The following is a 15,710-nucleotide window of genomic DNA, read 5'->3' as shown; positions in this document are numbered from 1 at the left end:
CGTCCACTGCTTGCACCGCCGAGTCGCGCAGTGAGTTGCCGGTTTGCATGATGCGCTGCGCGATACGCCCGGCAAAGTCGCTCTGGAAGAAGTTCAGGCTCTGCTTGAGCACGTAGCTGTGGTTTTGCCAGCGAATCAGGCTGGTCATGCCCGGGTTGATGGTCTGGTGCACCAACAGGTCGTGCAGGCCGAAGAACACGGGGCGCAGCAGCAGTACCACCACCAGCATCCAGATCAGTTCACCGCTGTGCTCACTGAAGAAGTTGGCATTTGGCGTGCCCTGGGCCAGGTCGATGATGCGGCTGAGGTAGCTGAACATCGCCACCTCGATCAGCGAGGCGAACAGGCCGACTACCAGCAGGGCGAGAAAACTGGGCCACACCTGGCGCAGGTAGTACAGGTAGAACGGCCACACGGTGGTGGGCGGCGACTCGCTGGGCGCCTCGCGGAAAATATCGATCAGCTGTTCGAAACGGCGGTAAAGCATGGGGTGCGACACTCCTGTTCCATCCGGCCCTCAGGCGGTTTCACGTCCCTGTGAAGCCTGCGGTCAGTCGATGCGTTTGGCCGACTTGATGTAGACCGGGTCGGCCGGTACATCGCGCATGCCTTTCTTGACGGTGGTCGGCGAGTTGACGATCTGGTCGACCACTTCCATGCCCTTGGTCACCTTGCCGAACACTGCATAGCCACGGTCACGCCCGGGGTTGAGGAAGTCGTTGTCGGCCACGTTGATGAAGAACTGGCTGGTGGCCGAGTTCGGGTCCGAGGTGCGTGCCATCGACAGCGTGCCACGGGTGTTCAGCAGGCCGTTGCTGGCTTCGTTCCTGATCGGGTCCTGGGTGTTTTTCTGCACCATCTGGTCGGTGAAGCCACCGCCTTGCACCATGAAGCCGGGGATCACACGGTGGAAGATGGTGTTGTTGTAGAAACCGCTGTCGACGTATTCGAGGAAGTTCTTGGTACTGATCGGCGCCTTCTCGGCATTCAGCTCGATTTCGACCTGGCCGAAGCTGGTGTCCAGCATGACGTGCGGGGTCTTGTCGGAGGCCATGACGCTGGTGGCGAAGGCAACCGAGCAGGCGGTGAGCAGGAGTTTTTTCAGCATGGGCTCAAAGATCCTTGAGAGGTGGAGGCGGCCGCGAGGAACTGCAGCAGGGTCTGGTTGAAGACCTCGGGTTGATCGAGGGGTGTAGCGTGCCGCGAATCGTCGACGACGACCAGCCTGGCGTTGGGCATGAGGGCGACATAGCGCTCTTTCAGGTGTATCGGGGTGTAATCGTGGTCGGCGGCAATTACCAGGGTAGGACAGTGGATCTGGCCGATGCGTTCCTGCACGCCCCAGTCGACGATGGCGTCGAAGCTCTTGAGGTAGGCGCGCTTGTCGTTGCGTGCCCAGCGTTCGGCCATCTTTTGCCGCAAGTCGGCCTGCCCGGGTTTGGGGAACAGGCGTTCGGCCAGGCTTTTGCCGACGGTTTCGACACTGAGGATGCGCGCCAGGCCCCAGCGCTTGAGCCACCAGACCCAGTCACTGCGGGTGCGGCGCTTGACCTCCGGGGCGCTGTTGACGATGCACAGGCTGCGCAGCAGCTGCGGGTGGTCGACGGCAAACTGGAAACCGACCATGCCGCCCATGGATAAACCGACGAGGTGCACCGGACCGGTGTGCAGGTGTTCGAGCAGGGCCAGCAGGTCGGCGCTGAAGGTGGCGATCTGGTAACCGTCACGGGGCTTGTCGGAGCGGCCGTGGCCGCGAATGTCCATGAGGATGACCCGGTAGTGGCGGCTTAGCGCCGGCACCTGCAACTCCCAGTCCTGGCAGCTGGAACCCAGGCCGTGCAGCAGTACCAGCGGTTCGCCCTGGCCATATTCCCGGTAATGCAGTGCGCATCCTTCATGTTCGAAATAGGCCACGGGCGCGGTCCTCTCAGGCTTGTGGGGGGGCTGCGAAGGGCACGTCCAGTGGCGCAGTGTCGAAGTTGCGCAGCAGGTCGATGAGAATCTGCGTGGCCGGGCCCAAGGTCTTCTCTTTGCTCGAATAAAGGTAGAACAGTGGATGGCGGCTGCCACCCTGATCCAGCGGCAAAGGCTTGAGCACGCCATCGCGCAGCTCGCGCTCGATCATGTGCCGGGGCAGCCAGGCAAAGCCCAGGCCACTGCCGACGAAGGTGGCGGCGGTGCCCAGGCTGCCCACGGTCCAGCGCTGTTCGGCGCCCAGCCAGCCGACGTCGCGCGGTTGCGCGCGGCCAGAGTCGCGGATCACCACCTGCAGCTGGCTTTCCAGGTCCTGGAAGGTGAGCTCGCGGCCAAGACGGTGCAGGCTGTGTTCGGGGTGGGCGACGGCGACGAACTCCACTGCGCTCAGTTCGGCGCCCAGGTAGCCGCCGATGCTGTAGCTGCTGATGGCCAGGTCGGCGATGCCTTCGTGCATCACTTCCTCGACGCCAGACAGCACCTCCTCACGCAGGCGCACCCGGCAGCCACGGCTTTGCGGCATGAACGCGGCCAGGGCGCGTACCAGGCGGGCGCTGGGGTAGGCTGCATCGACTACCAGACGCACCTCGGCTTCCCAGCCCTGCTCCATGTGGTGGGCCAGGTCTTCGAGCTGGCTGGCCTGCTTGACCAGATGCCGCGAGCGGCGCAGCAGAACGTTACCGGCCTCGGTGAGCACCGCCTTGCGGCCATCGATGCGCAGCAGCGGCACGCCCAGTTGCTCCTGCATGCGCGCCACGGTGTAGCTGACCGATGACTGTGAGCGGTGCAGAGCCTCGGCGGCCTGGGCAAACCCGCCGTGATCGACCACTGCTTGCAGGGTCCGCCACTGGTCAAGGGTTACGCGCGGCGCTTTCATGTTTCGCTCCTGTTGTCCTAAGCTGCGCTCTTTCAAGGAGAGCGGCCCATGAAGAAATGTTGTGCGGCAATACTGATGTGCCTGCCCCTCGGGGCCATGGCTTACCCCATCGATGTAGAGAAGCAGCTGGCCGGGGTCAAGCTTGACTACACCGCGTATGACACGGCCTACGACATTGGCGCCATTACCCTGAACAACTATGGGCAGGTTCCGGCAGCGTGCAAGGTAACCTTCCGCAATGGCCCGGAGGCCCCGCGGGTGCGCCGGGTAAACGTGCCAGCGGGTAAAAGTGTCGACGTCACTGCCAAATTCAACCGGCAGATCATCAAGCTGCGCATCGCGTTGAGCTGCGCGGCGGAATAAACCGATAAATCGATAGATTGAACCCACTTTTTACGCTTTTTTATCGATAGGTCAAGCCTTAATCTCACCTCCATCGAATCGCACCCTTTTTTGCCGATGGAGGCACCTCATGTCCCGCGTACTGATCATCGAAAGCAGCGCCCGCCAGCAGGATTCCGTTTCTCGTCAGCTGACCCGTGACTTCATCCAGCAATGGCAGGCCGCCCACCCGGCCGATCAGATCACCGTACGCGACCTGGCGGTAAGCCCGGTGCCACACCTGGATGCCAACCTGCTCGGCGGCTGGATGAAGCCGGAAGAACAGCGCAGCGCTGCCGAGCTGGAGGCCCTGGCCCGTTCCAACGAATTGACCGATGAATTGCTTGCCGCCGATGTGCTGGTGATGGCTGCACCGATGTACAACTTCACCATCCCCAGCACCCTCAAGGCCTGGCTGGACCATGTGCTGCGTGCCGGCATCACCTTCAAGTACACCCCTACCGGCCCGCAGGGCCTGCTGACCGGCAAGCGCGCCATCGTGCTGACTGCCCGCGGCGGTATCCACGCCGGCGCCAGCAGCGACCACCAGGAACCGTACCTGCGCCAGGTAATGGCTTTCATCGGCATTCACGATGTCGATTTCATCCATGCCGAAGGCCTGAACATGAGCGGCGAGTTCCATGAGAAGGGCCTGAACCAGGCCAAGGCCAAGTTGGCGGCGGTGGCCTGAGGCTTAACGAATTCCCAACCCTGACACCTGTTTTTGCTCCTTTGGGTGTACCTGCCCGGTCCTTTTGGCCGGGCTTTTTTATGCCTGGGATTTGGTGGCGGCCTGTGCCGGCCTCTTCGCGGGCAAGCCCGCGAAGAGGCCGGCACAGCCCCCACATTCCTCATGGTTGAACACAAAGCCCGCAACCCGCTAAGGTCGCGGCCTTGATCCACGAGAGGCAACCATGGGCTACCTGATAATCGTCGCGCTGATCCAGGCGTTTTCCTTCAGCCTGATCGGCGAGTACCTGGCCGGGCACGTCGACAGCTATTTCGCCGTGCTCGCACGGGTGCTGCTGGCCGGCCTGGTGTTTCTGCCGTTGACCCGCTGGCGCCAGGTGGAACCGCGCTTCATGCGCTCGATGCTGCTGATCGGCGCGTTGCAGTACGGCATCACCTATGTCTGCCTGTACCTGAGCTTTCGCGTGCTCACCGTGCCCGAGGTACTGCTGTTCACCATCCTCACGCCGCTGCACGTGACGTTGATAGAGGACGCCATGAACCGGCGCTTCAACCCGTGGGCGCTGGTGGCGGCGCTGGTGGCCGTGGCCGGCGCGGCGGTGATCCGTTTCGACAGCATCAGCGGCGAGTTCTTCATCGGCTTCCTGCTGCTGCAACTGGCCAACTTCACCTACGCTGCCGGCCAGGTGCTGTACCGTCACCTGGTCGCCCGCAACCCCAGCGACCTGCCGCACTACGCGCGTTTTGGCTACTTCTACCTCGGCGCCTTGCTGGTGGTGCTGCCGGCGTTCCTGCTGTTCGGCAATGCGCAGCACCTGCCGAGTACCGACGTGCAATGGCTGGTGCTGCTGTTCCTGGGTTTGTGCCCGACGGCGCTGGGCCTGTACTGGTGGAACAAGGGTGCGTGCATGGTTTCTGGCGGCACGCTGGCGGTGATGAACAACTTGCATGTACCGGTGGGGCTGCTGCTGAACCTGCTGATCTGGAACCAGCACGAACCGCTGGGGCGGTTGTTCATCGGCGGCGCGATCATTCTGGCGTCGGTGTGGTTGAGCCGCTTGGGTGCTCGCGGGCAAGCGCCATTGGCCGGCAAGGCCTGACATGCACACTGTCTTCGTCATCGTCGCGCCGATCTTCGCCCTGATCCTGGTCGGCTACCTGTGCCGCAAGACCAACAAGCTGGGCAACAAGGCCGCCGCCGAAATCAACAAGATGGTGGTCTGGCTGTGCCTGCCGGCGTTGCTGTTCAAGGTAACCGCCACAGCCACCTGGAGCGAGATCTGGCACCCGGGGTTCATCGTCGCCTTTGGCGGGGGCGCCCTGGCCATGTTCGTGGTGACCCTGCTGTGGCGCTTGCACAGCGGCCACGGCCTGGTCGCGGCGAGCATCGACGGGCTGAGTGCCGGGTATGCCAACACCGGCTACATCGGCATCCCTTTGTGCTTGTTGCTGTTTGGCCAGGCAGGCCTGCAGCCGGCGCTGATCTCGTCGTTGCTCGTGGTGTGCCTGGTGTTTGCCATTTCGCTGACCCTGATCGAGGTCGGGCTGCAGGAGGAGCGGCAGATTGGCCGGGCGATCCTGCTGGTGAGCAAGGCGCTGGCGAAGAACCCGCTGGTGTTCTCGCCGCTGGCGGGGGCGGGGTGGGCCATGGCTGGATTGGGCCTGGCCGAGCCGGTGATGCACTTTCTCGACATGCTGGCGTTGGCCACCACGCCTTGCGCGTTGATCTCGCTGGGCGCGTTTCTGGCAGAAAAACGCCCGGGCGCGCAGGCCAACCCATGGCCGTTGGTGGGCTTGAAGCTGGTGGGGCAGCCGGCGCTGACCTGGGTACTGGCGTTCAAGGTGTTCAGCCTGCCGACCATGTGGGCGGCTTCGGCGGTGCTGCTGGCGGCACTGCCGACCGGGACCGGGCCGTTCATGCTGGCGGAGTATTACAACCGTGAGGCGGGGTTGATATCGCGCACGATCCTGTTGTCGACCGTGGCTTCGCTGCTGACCTTGACCGGGTTGTTGTACCTGCTGGGTTATGCGGGGTAGCCGAAGGCCCTGTCGCCGCGGTTAGTCGCCACGACAAGCCAGCTCCCAGTAACTGTGGGGGTGGTGGGCTGCAAAGCAGCTCCAAACGGGAACACCACCGTCTTGCGGAACTGCGCGGTACCTGTGGGAGCTGGCTTGCCGGCGATGGGCTGCAAAGCAGCCCCGGCAATCTCAAGCCTCGCTCATCTCTTCCAGGCGACGCGGCATCGGCTCGGCCGCCATACGCCCGGCCAACCCCACCCGCATGTCATTGCCACTCGGCTGCTGATAGAGGCTCAAGCCAAACTCCGGCAGCACCGCCAGCAGGTAGTCGAAGATATCCCCCTGAATCCGCTCATAGTCCGCCCACACCGTGGTGGTGGTGAAGCAGTAGATCTCCAGCGGCACGCCTTCGGCGGTGGTCTGCATCTGCCGTACCATGCAGGTCATGTTCGGGTGAATGTTGGGGTGGTTCTTCAGGTAGGCCAGGGCGAACGCGCGGAAGGTGCCGATATTGGTCAGCTTGCGGCGGTTGGCCGACAGCTCGGCCACCGGCCCCAGCGCCTCGTTCCAGTTCTGCAGCTCCTGGCGCTTGCCGGCCAGGTAGTCGCCAAGCAGCTGTATCTGGCTCAGACGCTGCTCCTCTTCGCGGGTAAGGAAGCGCACGCCGGCGGCATCGATGAACAGGCTGCGCTTGATCCGCCGGCCGCCGGACTGCTGCATGCCGCGGTAGTTGCGGAACGACTCGCTCATCAGGCGCCAGGTGGGGATAGAGACGATGGTCTTGTCGAAGTTCTGCACCTTCACCGTGTGCAAGGTGATATCCACCACATCGCCATCGGCACCCACCTGCGGCATTTCGATCCAGTCACCCACATGCAGCATGTCGTTGCTGGTCAACTGCACGCTGGCGACGAACGACAGCAGCGTGTCCTTGTACACCAACAGCAGTACCGCCGACATGGCGCCCAGGCCAGACAGCAGCAACAGCGGCGAACGGTCGATCAGGGTGGCGACGATGACGATGGAGGCGAAGATCCACAGCATCATCTTGGCCAGCTGCACGTAGCCCTTGATGGAGCGGGTGCGGGCATGTTCGGTGCGGGCATAGATGTCGAGCAGGGCATCCAGCAGGCACGACAGCGCCATGGTCATGAACAGCAGGGTAAAGGCCAGGGCGACATTGCCGAGGAAGTGCTGAGCGGTGTCGGACAGCTCCGGCACCAGCTTCAGGCCAAATTGCAGCACCAGCGACGGTGTGGTCTGGGCCAAGCGGTGGAAGACCTTGTTGTGGCGCAGGTCGTCCAGCCACTTCAACGCCTGTTGGCGGGCCAGCAAGCGGGCGCCGTGCAGCATCAGGAAGCGTGCCAGGCGGCCGATGACAAGGGAAATCAGCAGCAGCACCGCCAGACCGATGGCAGCGTGCAGCATGGGATGTTGGTCGAGGGTGCCCCACAGGTCGAGGGAGTCACGCCAGATTCTTTGGATATCCATGGGTTTGCGTACAGTCTTGTTGCGAAACGAAGCGCCATTAGAGCGCGGATGGCGACAAAGTTGCCAAAAGAAATTCGGCTAAGGCTGCAGAAAACGTTACCCTATGCAACTGAATTTCCCGCACTTGCCTGAGGTTACCTCCGTGTTCTCCCAATTCGCCCTGCATGAACGCCTGCTTAAAGCCGTGGCCGAGCTTAAATTCGTCGAGCCTACCCCGGTGCAGGCCGCGGCCATCCCCTTGGCCCTGCAAGGGCGTGACCTGCGCGTGACCGCACAGACCGGCAGCGGCAAGACCGCGGCCTTCGTGCTGCCCATGCTCAACCGCCTGGTCGACCTCAGCGGCCCTCGCGTCGAGATCCGCGCGCTGATCCTGCTGCCGACCCGTGAGCTGGCCCAGCAGACCCTCAAGCAAGTGCAGCTGTTCTCGCAGTTCACCTACATCAAGTCGGGCCTGGTGACCGGCGGCGAAGACTTCAAGGAACAGGCCGCCATGCTGCGCAAGGTGCCGGACGTGCTGATCGGCACCCCGGGCCGCCTGCTCGAGCAGCTCAATGCCGGCAACCTCGACCTGTCCCATGTGAAGGTGCTGATCCTCGACGAAGCCGACCGCATGCTCGACATGGGCTTTGCCGAAGACATGGAGCGCCTGTGCAAGGAGTGCGAGAACCGCGAGCAAACCCTGCTGTTCTCGGCCACCACCGGTGGCGCGGCCCTGCGCGACATCATCGGCAAGGTGCTGAAAGACCCTGAACACCTGATGCTCAACAGCGTTTCGCAGCTGGCCGAAGGTACCCGCCAGCAGGTCATCACCGCTGACCACGACCAGCACAAAGAGCAGATCGTTCAATGGTTGCTGGCCAACGAGACGTTCGACAAGGCCATCATCTTCACCAACACCCGCGTCATGGCTGACCGTATCTACGGCCACCTGGTCGCCAAGGACGTGAAAGCGTTCGTGCTGCATGGCGAAAAGGACCAGAAAGACCGCAAGCTGGCCATCGAGCGCTTCAAGCAGGGCGGCTCCAAGGTACTGGTGGCCACCGATGTGGCGGCCCGTGGCCTGGACATCGATGGCCTGGACCTGGTCATCAACTTCGACATGCCGCGCAGCGGTGACGAGTACGTACACCGCATTGGCCGTACCGGCCGGGCCGGTGGCGAAGGCCTGGCGATCTCGCTGATCACCCACAACGACTGGAACCTGATGTCCAGCATCGAACGCTACCTCAAGCAGCAGTTCGAGCGCCGGGTGATCAAGGAAGTGAAGGGCACCTACAGCGGGCCGAAGAAGGTCAAGGCATCGGGCAAGGCTGTCGGTAGCAAAAAGAAAAAGGTCGACAAGAAGTCGGGTGACAAGAAGGCTGCTGCCAAGCGCAAGCCTACCGCCAAGCCGAAGGCCAACGCCCCGCTGGCGAGTGCGGATGGCCTGGCGCCGTTGAAGAAGCGCAGGACTGCCGCCGAGTAATCGGCCGGTACTAGCCCTGTGGCCGGCTTGCCGGCGACAGGGCTGTCAACAAACCTTCAATCAGCCTTTTTCTCCGCCTCTTTCAGTTCCTTGACCCGCTGGTCGATCAGCTGGCACTTGTCGGGCAAGTCCTTGCTCGCCGTCCCCAACTCCATTCCCTGAAGCTCGTCATTGATCTCCTTGGCCTTTTGCGGGTTCTGCTCGGTCAACCGAGAAACCAAGCCGGCCAGCTCTTCACGTTTTTGCGTTGCCTCCTCCGGTGTACAGGCCCAGGCGGGCAGGGCGCTGAACAGTAGAGTGGCGCAGGCGATAGGCAGCAGCGGTTTCATCCTTATACCTCCGGCGGGGGTGATGAGCGGTGGAGACGCGCCTACGGCAGTTGGTTCAGTGCCTTCGACCGGCGGCTATACCCCTGGGTATATTTACCGCAGTCATCCTCGGCTCTAGTTTGAAGCCACAAACATGACAACCGAGGAACAGACCCATGGATCGATTGAAAGGCAAAGTGGCGCTGATAACCGGCGGCGCAGGCGGGTGCGGCCTGGCCGCTTCGCAGCTGTTCGCCGCCGAGGCGCCAAGGTGGTGATCCTCGACTTGCCGACCAGCCAGGGTGAAACGGTGGCGGCAGGTATCAATGCCGACGGCGGTCAGGCGCTGTTCGTCGCTGCCGATGTGTCCCAGGCCGACCAGGTGCACCGAGCGGTAAGCCAGGCCCAGGCACACTTTGGCCCGATCACCGTGCTGATGAACCACGCCGGCATCATCGCAGCCGGCCCGTTCCTGGAAACCAGCGAAGCCGACTGGGACCGGTTGATGAGCGTCAACGTGAAAAGCATGTTCCTGGTCACCAAGGCCGTATTGCCGGGCATGCTCGCCGCCGGCGGCGGCAGCGTGATCTGCACTTCGTCGATTTCGGCAGTGGTCGGCACACCGATGGAGGTGCTGTATTGCACCACCAAAGGCGCCTGCCACATGTTCGCCCGCGCCTTGGCCGTGGAGTACCGCGACCAGAACATCCGCAGCAATGCCATCTGCCCAGGCTTTATCGGCACCACCCATGGCCGCCGCGAACTCGACCTGCTGCGCGGTTATGGTGTCGACGCCTCTGACGAGGCGATCAAGACCATGCAGGGGCGCCTGTGCGATCCGAGCGAAGTGGCCAACGCCGCCTTGTTTCTGGCCAGCGACGAGTCCAGTTTCGTCAGCGGCTCGCACCTGTTTGTCGACAACGCCTACACCGCCATGTGATGCCCGGCCGGCACTGTGCTGCCGGTTTTCAACAAGAGGCCCGGCCCTCGACATGGCGCTCAAGAGCGGGGTCGATTTCGACATGAGCTGCGCCTACCTGTTTCGCTTCAACCAGCCCGCATTGCTGGTTCATGACGGCTACCACAAGCGCGTGGCCGAACGGACGCTCAAGGCTTACCTGCGTGGCGGTTACCTGCTGGACCCGTTCTACGTCGCCTGCACCAACAACCACCCGGCCGGTTTGTGGCGCATGAGCGAGCTGGCCCCGGACAGCTTCTTTGCCTCGGGCTTTTCCATTTCTCACGACATCCATCCCTGCGTCTCCTCGCACCATGGCAGCCTGATCGAGGAGATCGGTTTCATCGTGCCGGTAAGGCCGCGAACCGCCTTGGTCTACTCGCTGATGCGTGGCCTGGACAAGGGCGCCTTCGAGGCCGCAGAAGCGCAACGGCTGGCTGCATTGACGCCGGTGATCGAAGCCATATTCAGCCAGCACCTGCGCCTGGCCCATGCCGATGAGCTGGCCGACCCGCAGGATTCGGACAGCCAGCTGGAGGATGCCTTCGTCGATATTCTCCAGGGCCACCTGACTGAAACCCAACGGCATGTGGCCAAGCTGATTCTGCAGGGCCACAGCAGCCAGTCTATCTCCCGTGTACTGGGGATTTCGGAGGGCACGGTGAAGGTGCACCGCCACAATATCTGGCAGCGGCTGGGCATCGCCGGGAATGCGGAGCTGCTCCGGTTGTTCATCAACTATCTGGTCAAGCAGTAAGCGGAGCCGTGCCAACCGGCTGGTCGGGCTGCTTACGCTCCAGGCTGTAGTCCTTTTCCCAAAGCCTCCTGAAGCTATTGAATGGCGAGCGGTCGCCCTCTAGCCTTGAGCTGAATCAGGAGGTATCGTATGTACAGATGTAAATACGGAGCGGCCCATGTTCTTTGAGTGGGACGATGCCAAGAACCATATCAACATCCGCAAGCATGGAATCGACTTCAGCGATGTTCCGGAGATGTTCAATCACCCGATGCTGATACGCCGCGATGACAATCCCGGCCTTGGCGAGGAACGCTGGGTCTGCCTGGGCTGGCTGAAGTGCTTGATAGGCGTAGTCGTGTATACGGAGAGGCGTGGTGATGTCATTCGAATCATTTCTGCGCGTAAAGCCACCAGGTGGGAGGCCACTCACTATGACCAAAACATCGAAAACTGACTGGAGCCGCTTGGCTCGGCAGGACGACCAGGCTATTGATACCTCGGATATCCCTGAGCTGAATGACAATTTTTTTCGGGAGGCCGAGCTGCGAGTTCCAGCCAAGCAGACGGTGACCATTCGCCTGGATACTGATGTCCTCGCCTGGTTCAAAGAGCAGGGGGGCGGCTACCAGACCCGGATCAATCAGTTGCTGCGCCAGTATATGCAAGCCCAGCAGAAGCTACGCTGAGTATTGCTGCCAGCGCCAAACCGGCTGGTATCGTCGGCCTCAAGTGCGTGAGTCATGGCAGCGGGACAGATACGTAGTCGCGCTTTTTTGGAACACCGCTCCTACTGGTGGGTCCCACCCTGTGTACCCCTTCCGTCCACTGCAGGAGCATGAGCCATGAGCATCGCCTACGACTGGGACCTGATCGAACGCTTGCTGCACGAGGTGCAGAACGGCGCCGGTCACAGCTTCACGCCACGCCCCTATGCCGAGCAGCACGCTGCGGCGCTGGCCGCCAAGGGCGAGCCGGTGGGTGATCTGGACCACCTGAAAACCCGCGCCTGCGAGTATGAAAAATTGCTGTTCAAGCGCGGCTTCATCGCAAGCCGGCCTGAAGAAGACGGTGGCAATGGCGAGAATTTCGTGCTGACCGAGCGCGGTTCGCGCTTGATGAGCCTGATCGACAGCAGCATCCCCGGCTTCGAGCACCCGCGCCAGGTGCTGGACGAGCAGGCAGATGCGCTGGATGAAAGTACCTTCGAGCACGTGTCGGCAAAAGCGCAGATTGCTTGAGGTCGTTTTGAGGCTGGCAAGGCTGGCCCGGGAAACCCGATAATCGGTAGTTCCTGAATGCTGCCGAGCCTTTTGCCCATGCCCACCATCAGCTCGAAGGCCCGCTCATGAGCGCGGTCCGCAAGAACCCTGACGCCTTCGCCTTTCAGGTGATGCTCGGACTGTGCCTGATCTGGGGCTGCCAGCAGGTACTGATCAAGACCGCCGCCGTGGACATCGCCCCGGTGATGCAGGCGGCATTGCGTAATGGCATTGCCGCCGTGCTGGTCGGCCTGCTGGTGTGCTGGCGAGGTGGTTGGGGGCAGGTCGGCAGCACCTGGCGTGCAGGGTTGCTGGCGGGCGGGCTGTTCGGCGTAGAGTTTCTGTTCATCGCCGAGGGCCTGAAGCTGACCTCGGCGGCGCACATGTCGGTGTTCCTCTATACCGCCCCGGTGTTCACCGCATTGGGCCTGCATTTCCGGCTGCCTAGCGAACGTCTGCGGCTGCTGCAGTGGTTGGGAATCTTGTTGGCGTTCGGTGGCATTGCCATGGCGTTTGCCGGTGGCATGTCGTTCGAGGACATGGATGGCCGCACCTTGCTGGGTGATGCCTTTGGCGTGATCGCCGGCCTGGCCTGGGGCGCCACCACGGTAGTGGTGCGCTGCTCACGCTTGTCTGAAGCACCGGCGACCCTGACCCTGTTCTATCAGCTGGGGGTCGGTTTTGTCGGGCTGCTGCTGATTGCACTGCTCAGCGGGCAGATCGGTGAGGTGTCGCTGACACCGCTGGCGATGGGTAGCGTGCTGTTCCAGGGCATCGTGGTGTCGTTCGTCAGCTACCTGACCTGGTTCTGGTTGCTGCGCAAGTACCTGGCGTCCAACCTGGCGGTGTTTTCCTTCATCACCCCGCTGTTCGGGGTGACCTTTGGCGTGTTGCTGCTGGATGAGCCGCTCAGCGCCAACTTTGTAATCGGGGCGCTGATGGTGTTGCTGGGCGTGGTCCTGGTAAGTGCCGAGCCCTGGGTGAAGCGGCATTTGCGGCGGTTCGTGGGGTGATGCATCGCCTGTACCGCCGCGAAGAGGTCGGTACAGGCAACCCGATTCAGGATGCAACCTTGCTGGGGCAGGCGCATGCGGCCTTGCTGCTGCCGGCCAATTGCACCAGCCCCCCGGCCACCGCCAGGCCACCTGCCGCTATCATCAGCGCCGGCTGCAGCCCACCGCTGTAATGGCTGCTGACCGCTGCCAGCAACGGCCCGCTCAACTGCCCCAGGGCAAAGCACGCCGTGAGCAAACCGGCATTGCGCTGTGTTGCATGCGGCGCCAGTTCCCGCGAACGCTGCATCACCAGCTGCATGCACGCCAGGAACGGGCCGCCACACAGCACCACACCCAACGCCAGCCCGACACCCCCGCCCACCAGGCAGGCCAGCACACCCAACCCTTGCAGCCACAGGGTGGCGGTCAGCCAGGTCGAGGTAGGACCGCTGCGGCGCAAGCTCACCAGCAGCACACCAAGCGCCGCTGCCAGGCCAAATGCCGGCCAGAACAGATCAGCCAGCCACTGCCCGCGCAACTGCTGGTTGGCCATCTGCGAAAGGAACGTGGCCGGCAGGATGTAGCCCACCCCGTACAGCGCATACACCAGCCCCAACCGGCCGATACCGACACTGCGGGTCGGGCCCTGATGCGCAGGCGTCAGCACAGGCGCCGCTTGCAGCGCCCGGGGCAGCCAAGGCCGGACTGCCAGCAGCATCACCAGCGCCGCCACGGCATAGATCAGCCACAGCGCCGCCGAGCCCAGCCCCAGCAGGTGCGCAACCAGCGCCAGCAGCCCGGTCAAGGCAATGCCCAGGCCGGGTCCGGCGAAGACCAGGGCGCCCAGGCGCTGGCGGTTATTGGCATTGGCCACCTGCTGGCTGAGGCTGGTGATCATCACCAACACCCAGGCACTCGCCACGCCGGTGCCAAAGCGCAGCAACAGGTGGCTCCAGAACCCGTCTGCCGCCCATGAAGCCAGCGTCAGCACCACGCACAGCCACAGCCCGCCATGCAGGCGCAGGCGCACCTGGCCGGGCGAGCGGGCGAACATGGCGTCTACCGCCCCCACGAAGTAGCCCAGGTAGTTGGCGGCCGCCACCAGCCCCGCGACCGTCAGGTCGAACTGGCCTTCGGCGATCAGTTGCGGCAATTGCGGGGTAAGGGCAAAACGGCCGATACCCATGGCCATCATCAGCGCAACGGCGCTGGCCAGCAGTTGAGTGAGGGGTGACATGACGAGTCTCCTGCGCGGATGTAAGCGATGGTTGGCAGGTTAGGGCTGTTTCTTTTTCAATAAAATTGAATAATGGTGAGTAAGTTGTTCTGTTTTGGAGAATGCTGTGGAATTCAGCCAGCTGCGTATCTTCCAGGCCGTGGCCGAAGAGGGTTCTGTTACACGTGCCGCCGAGCGCTTGCATCGTGTGCCGTCAAACCTGTCGACGCGGTTGCGCCAACTCGAGGAGCAGTTGGGCGTCGAGCTGTTCCTGCGCGAACGCCAGCGCCTGCAGCTGTCGCCAGCCGGCAAGGTGTTGCTGGACTATGCCAACCGTCTGTCGGCGTTGCGCGACGAGACGCTGGCTGCCGTGCGGGGTGGCCAGCCGGCCGGCGATTTTGTGCTGGGTACCATGTACAGCACGGCCGCGACCCATTTGCCGGGGTTGCTGGCGCGTTACCACCAGGCCTACCCGGCGGTAAACCTGCAGGTGCGTGCAGCGCCCAGTGGCGAGTTGCTGGAAGGCTTGCTCAACCATACCCTGGACGCTGCCCTGATCGACGGCCCGCCCAGCCTGGCCGGGCTGGATGGCGTGCCGCTGTGCGATGAACAACTGGTACTGATCACCAGCCCCGAGCACCCGGCCGTGCATACCGCCAAGGATGTGGCGGGCAAGGCGGTGTTCACGTTCCGTCAGGGCTGCTCGTACCGCATGCGCCTTGAAGCCTGGTATGCCCATGCCCATACCCCGATGGGCCGGGTGATGGAGATCGAGTCGTACCAGAGCATGCTGGCCTGTGTGATCGCGGGCGCGGGCGTGGCGATGATGGCCCGTTCGATGCTCGACAGCCTGCCTGGGCGTGACCGGGTTAGCGTGTATCCGCTGCAGGCGCCGTTCGATCAGGCCGTCACCTGGCTGATGTGGCGGCAGGGCATGCGTGGGGCAAATTTGCAGGCGTGGATCCACCTGCAACAAAGCGAAACGATTAACCAGTCGTCGGAATGCACCGTTACGCCTTGATCCACGTCAAAATGGCCCGTATCTGTAATACCAGAGGCATGCGTTCTACAGGACATCAGGCTATGATCTGTATGAAACATCGCAGGATTGATTTACCGTGAGGCTGACCCGTCAAGGGGGCAATATGAATAGACCACTGTCAAACTGGCTCCACGACCTGGCGGTCGCCCTGGGGCTGATTCCACCACCCTTGCAGCCGGTGCCGATCCCGACTGATGAAGAGCAGCGCAAGCGCCAACCGCGTCGTCGCTGATACAAGCAAAGGCCGTTGCACCTGGGTGGGTGCAACGGCCTTTCTGTTTCTGTCAGTCGTGTGA

Annotated in this window: 18 protein-coding genes and 2 pseudogenes; 13 read left to right on the top strand and 7 right to left on the bottom strand. The window is 62.8% G+C overall.

Annotated elements, in window-relative coordinates:
- From HP547_RS06350 to HP547_RS06335, 4 genes and pseudogenes are all read right to left on the bottom strand, one after another.
- A pseudogene (locus HP547_RS06350) lies at positions 1–487 on the bottom strand (multidrug ABC transporter ATP-binding protein); the annotation flags it as partial.
- A 63-nt stretch (positions 488–550) separates the two neighbouring features.
- Positions 551–1,108 carry a peptidylprolyl isomerase gene (locus HP547_RS06345; RefSeq protein ID WP_172225433.1) on the bottom strand — a complete coding sequence of 186 codons (558 nt, stop codon included), beginning with the start codon at positions 1,106–1,108 and terminating at the stop codon, positions 551–553.
- Complete coding sequence (locus tag HP547_RS06340; protein WP_172285768.1) at positions 1,102–1,914, bottom strand: alpha/beta fold hydrolase; 813 nt, start codon at positions 1,912–1,914, stop codon at positions 1,102–1,104. Before HP547_RS06340 ends, HP547_RS06345 begins: the two co-directional genes overlap by 7 nt.
- 13 nt (positions 1,915–1,927) lie before the next feature.
- Positions 1,928–2,851, bottom strand: a complete 924-nt coding sequence (locus tag HP547_RS06335) for a LysR family transcriptional regulator (protein ID WP_172225437.1) — start codon at positions 2,849–2,851, stop codon at positions 1,928–1,930.
- A 48-nt stretch (positions 2,852–2,899) separates the two neighbouring features.
- Between HP547_RS06335 and HP547_RS06330 the strand changes: the two genes are divergently transcribed.
- From HP547_RS06330 to HP547_RS06315, 4 genes are all read left to right on the top strand, one after another.
- Positions 2,900–3,214, top strand: coding sequence for a 3-phosphoglycerate kinase (locus tag HP547_RS06330; RefSeq protein ID WP_172285767.1), 315 nt, complete (start codon positions 2,900–2,902; stop codon positions 3,212–3,214).
- Between the two features lie 109 nt (positions 3,215–3,323).
- A complete protein-coding gene (locus tag HP547_RS06325; RefSeq protein ID WP_172285766.1) occupies positions 3,324–3,923 on the top strand; it encodes an FMN-dependent NADH-azoreductase in 600 nt (199 codons plus the stop codon).
- A 223-nt stretch (positions 3,924–4,146) separates the two neighbouring features.
- On the top strand, positions 4,147–5,022 hold the full coding sequence (locus HP547_RS06320; protein WP_172225443.1) for a carboxylate/amino acid/amine transporter: 876 nt from the start codon (positions 4,147–4,149) through the stop codon (positions 5,020–5,022).
- Between the two features lies 1 nt (position 5,023).
- Positions 5,024–5,959 carry an AEC family transporter gene (locus tag HP547_RS06315; RefSeq protein WP_172285765.1) on the top strand — a complete coding sequence of 312 codons (936 nt, stop codon included), beginning with the start codon at positions 5,024–5,026 and terminating at the stop codon, positions 5,957–5,959.
- Positions 5,960–6,130: 171 nt separating this feature from the next.
- Here the strand turns inward: HP547_RS06315 and HP547_RS06310 are convergent, their stop codons facing one another.
- Positions 6,131–7,432 (bottom strand): mechanosensitive ion channel family protein, encoded by a 1,302-nt coding sequence (locus HP547_RS06310; protein WP_172225446.1) that lies wholly within the window; start codon positions 7,430–7,432, stop codon positions 6,131–6,133.
- Between the two features lie 103 nt (positions 7,433–7,535).
- Between HP547_RS06310 and HP547_RS06305 the strand changes: the two genes are divergently transcribed.
- Positions 7,536–8,897, top strand: coding sequence for a DEAD/DEAH box helicase (locus HP547_RS06305; RefSeq protein ID WP_172225448.1), 1,362 nt, complete (start codon positions 7,536–7,538; stop codon positions 8,895–8,897).
- Between the two features lie 56 nt (positions 8,898–8,953).
- Here HP547_RS06305 and HP547_RS06300 read toward each other — a convergent pair whose 3' ends face one another.
- The gene (locus tag HP547_RS06300; RefSeq protein ID WP_172285764.1) at positions 8,954–9,226 is read right to left on the bottom strand and encodes a hypothetical protein; all 273 of its coding nucleotides are present in this window, start codon (positions 9,224–9,226) and stop codon (positions 8,954–8,956) included.
- 155 nt (positions 9,227–9,381) lie between these two features.
- On the opposite strand from HP547_RS06300, the pseudogene HP547_RS06295 reads away from it, so the two are divergent.
- The 6 genes and pseudogenes from HP547_RS06295 to HP547_RS06270 all read left to right on the top strand — a co-directional run bounded on the left by HP547_RS06295 (position 9,382) and on the right by HP547_RS06270 (position 13,174).
- Positions 9,382–10,145: pseudogene (locus HP547_RS06295) on the top strand (SDR family NAD(P)-dependent oxidoreductase).
- 52 nt (positions 10,146–10,197) lie between these two features.
- On the top strand, positions 10,198–10,920 hold the full coding sequence (locus HP547_RS06290) for a helix-turn-helix transcriptional regulator (protein ID WP_172285763.1): 723 nt from the start codon (positions 10,198–10,200) through the stop codon (positions 10,918–10,920).
- 157 nt (positions 10,921–11,077) lie between these two features.
- The gene (locus tag HP547_RS06285) at positions 11,078–11,356 is read left to right on the top strand and encodes a BrnT family toxin (RefSeq protein WP_172226659.1); all 279 of its coding nucleotides are present in this window, start codon (positions 11,078–11,080) and stop codon (positions 11,354–11,356) included.
- Entirely contained in the window at positions 11,334–11,588 is a 255-nt protein-coding gene (locus HP547_RS06280; RefSeq protein WP_172285762.1) for a BrnA antitoxin family protein, read from the top strand. The genes HP547_RS06285 and HP547_RS06280 overlap by 23 nt, the downstream gene beginning before the upstream one ends.
- Positions 11,589–11,744: 156 nt before the next feature.
- Complete coding sequence (locus tag HP547_RS06275) at positions 11,745–12,140, top strand: transcriptional regulator (protein WP_172226666.1); 396 nt, start codon at positions 11,745–11,747, stop codon at positions 12,138–12,140.
- A 107-nt stretch (positions 12,141–12,247) separates the two neighbouring features.
- Entirely contained in the window at positions 12,248–13,174 is a 927-nt protein-coding gene (locus HP547_RS06270; RefSeq protein WP_172226669.1) for a DMT family transporter, read from the top strand.
- Between the two features lie 46 nt (positions 13,175–13,220).
- On the opposite strand, the gene HP547_RS06265 is transcribed toward HP547_RS06270, so the two are convergent.
- Complete coding sequence (locus tag HP547_RS06265) at positions 13,221–14,393, bottom strand: MFS transporter (RefSeq protein ID WP_172226672.1); 1,173 nt, start codon at positions 14,391–14,393, stop codon at positions 13,221–13,223.
- A gap of 106 nt (positions 14,394–14,499) precedes the next feature.
- Here HP547_RS06265 and HP547_RS06260 point away from each other — a divergent pair, with 106 nt between their 5' ends.
- Together HP547_RS06260 and HP547_RS29545 are read left to right on the top strand one after the other, a co-directional pair.
- Entirely contained in the window at positions 14,500–15,393 is an 894-nt protein-coding gene (locus HP547_RS06260; protein ID WP_172226675.1) for a LysR family transcriptional regulator, read from the top strand.
- A 124-nt stretch (positions 15,394–15,517) separates the two neighbouring features.
- Positions 15,518–15,646: a PA1414 family protein gene (locus tag HP547_RS29545; RefSeq protein ID WP_256676271.1), complete on the top strand. Its 129-nt coding sequence runs from the start codon at positions 15,518–15,520 to the stop codon at positions 15,644–15,646.
- Positions 15,647–15,710 lie beyond the last annotated feature (64 nt).

The sequence above is a fragment of the Pseudomonas sp. CM27 genome (assembly GCF_013179515.1).
GTDB lineage: Bacteria > Pseudomonadota > Gammaproteobacteria > Pseudomonadales > Pseudomonadaceae > Aquipseudomonas.
This window is presented reverse-complemented; position numbering and strand designations above follow the sequence as displayed.

What these genes read in the sequence shown, in the direction of transcription:
- HP547_RS06345 (WP_172225433.1), bottom strand. Translation starts at nt 1,108, where the DNA reads ATGCTGAAAAAACTCCTGCTCACCGCCTGCTCGGTTGCCTTCGCCACC.
- HP547_RS06335 (WP_172225437.1), bottom strand. Translation starts at nt 2,851, where the DNA reads ATGAAAGCGCCGCGCGTAACCCTTGACCAGTGGCGGACCCTGCAAGCA.
- HP547_RS06330 (WP_172285767.1), top strand. Translation starts at nt 2,900, where the DNA reads ATGAAGAAATGTTGTGCGGCAATACTGATGTGCCTGCCCCTCGGGGCC.
- HP547_RS06325 (WP_172285766.1), top strand. Translation starts at nt 3,324, where the DNA reads ATGTCCCGCGTACTGATCATCGAAAGCAGCGCCCGCCAGCAGGATTCC.
- HP547_RS06320 (WP_172225443.1), top strand. Translation starts at nt 4,147, where the DNA reads ATGGGCTACCTGATAATCGTCGCGCTGATCCAGGCGTTTTCCTTCAGC.
- HP547_RS06315 (WP_172285765.1), top strand. Translation starts at nt 5,024, where the DNA reads ATGCACACTGTCTTCGTCATCGTCGCGCCGATCTTCGCCCTGATCCTG.
- HP547_RS06310 (WP_172225446.1), bottom strand. Translation starts at nt 7,432, where the DNA reads ATGGATATCCAAAGAATCTGGCGTGACTCCCTCGACCTGTGGGGCACC.
- HP547_RS06305 (WP_172225448.1), top strand. Translation starts at nt 7,536, where the DNA reads ATGCAACTGAATTTCCCGCACTTGCCTGAGGTTACCTCCGTGTTCTCC.
- HP547_RS06300 (WP_172285764.1), bottom strand. Translation starts at nt 9,226, where the DNA reads ATGAAACCGCTGCTGCCTATCGCCTGCGCCACTCTACTGTTCAGCGCC.
- HP547_RS06290 (WP_172285763.1), top strand. Translation starts at nt 10,198, where the DNA reads ATGGCGCTCAAGAGCGGGGTCGATTTCGACATGAGCTGCGCCTACCTG.
- HP547_RS06285 (WP_172226659.1), top strand. Translation starts at nt 11,078, where the DNA reads ATGTTCTTTGAGTGGGACGATGCCAAGAACCATATCAACATCCGCAAG.
- HP547_RS06280 (WP_172285762.1), top strand. Translation starts at nt 11,334, where the DNA reads ATGACCAAAACATCGAAAACTGACTGGAGCCGCTTGGCTCGGCAGGAC.
- HP547_RS06275 (WP_172226666.1), top strand. Translation starts at nt 11,745, where the DNA reads ATGAGCATCGCCTACGACTGGGACCTGATCGAACGCTTGCTGCACGAG.
- HP547_RS06270 (WP_172226669.1), top strand. Translation starts at nt 12,248, where the DNA reads ATGAGCGCGGTCCGCAAGAACCCTGACGCCTTCGCCTTTCAGGTGATG.
- HP547_RS06265 (WP_172226672.1), bottom strand. Translation starts at nt 14,393, where the DNA reads ATGTCACCCCTCACTCAACTGCTGGCCAGCGCCGTTGCGCTGATGATG.
- HP547_RS29545 (WP_256676271.1), top strand. Translation starts at nt 15,518, where the DNA reads ATGAATAGACCACTGTCAAACTGGCTCCACGACCTGGCGGTCGCCCTG.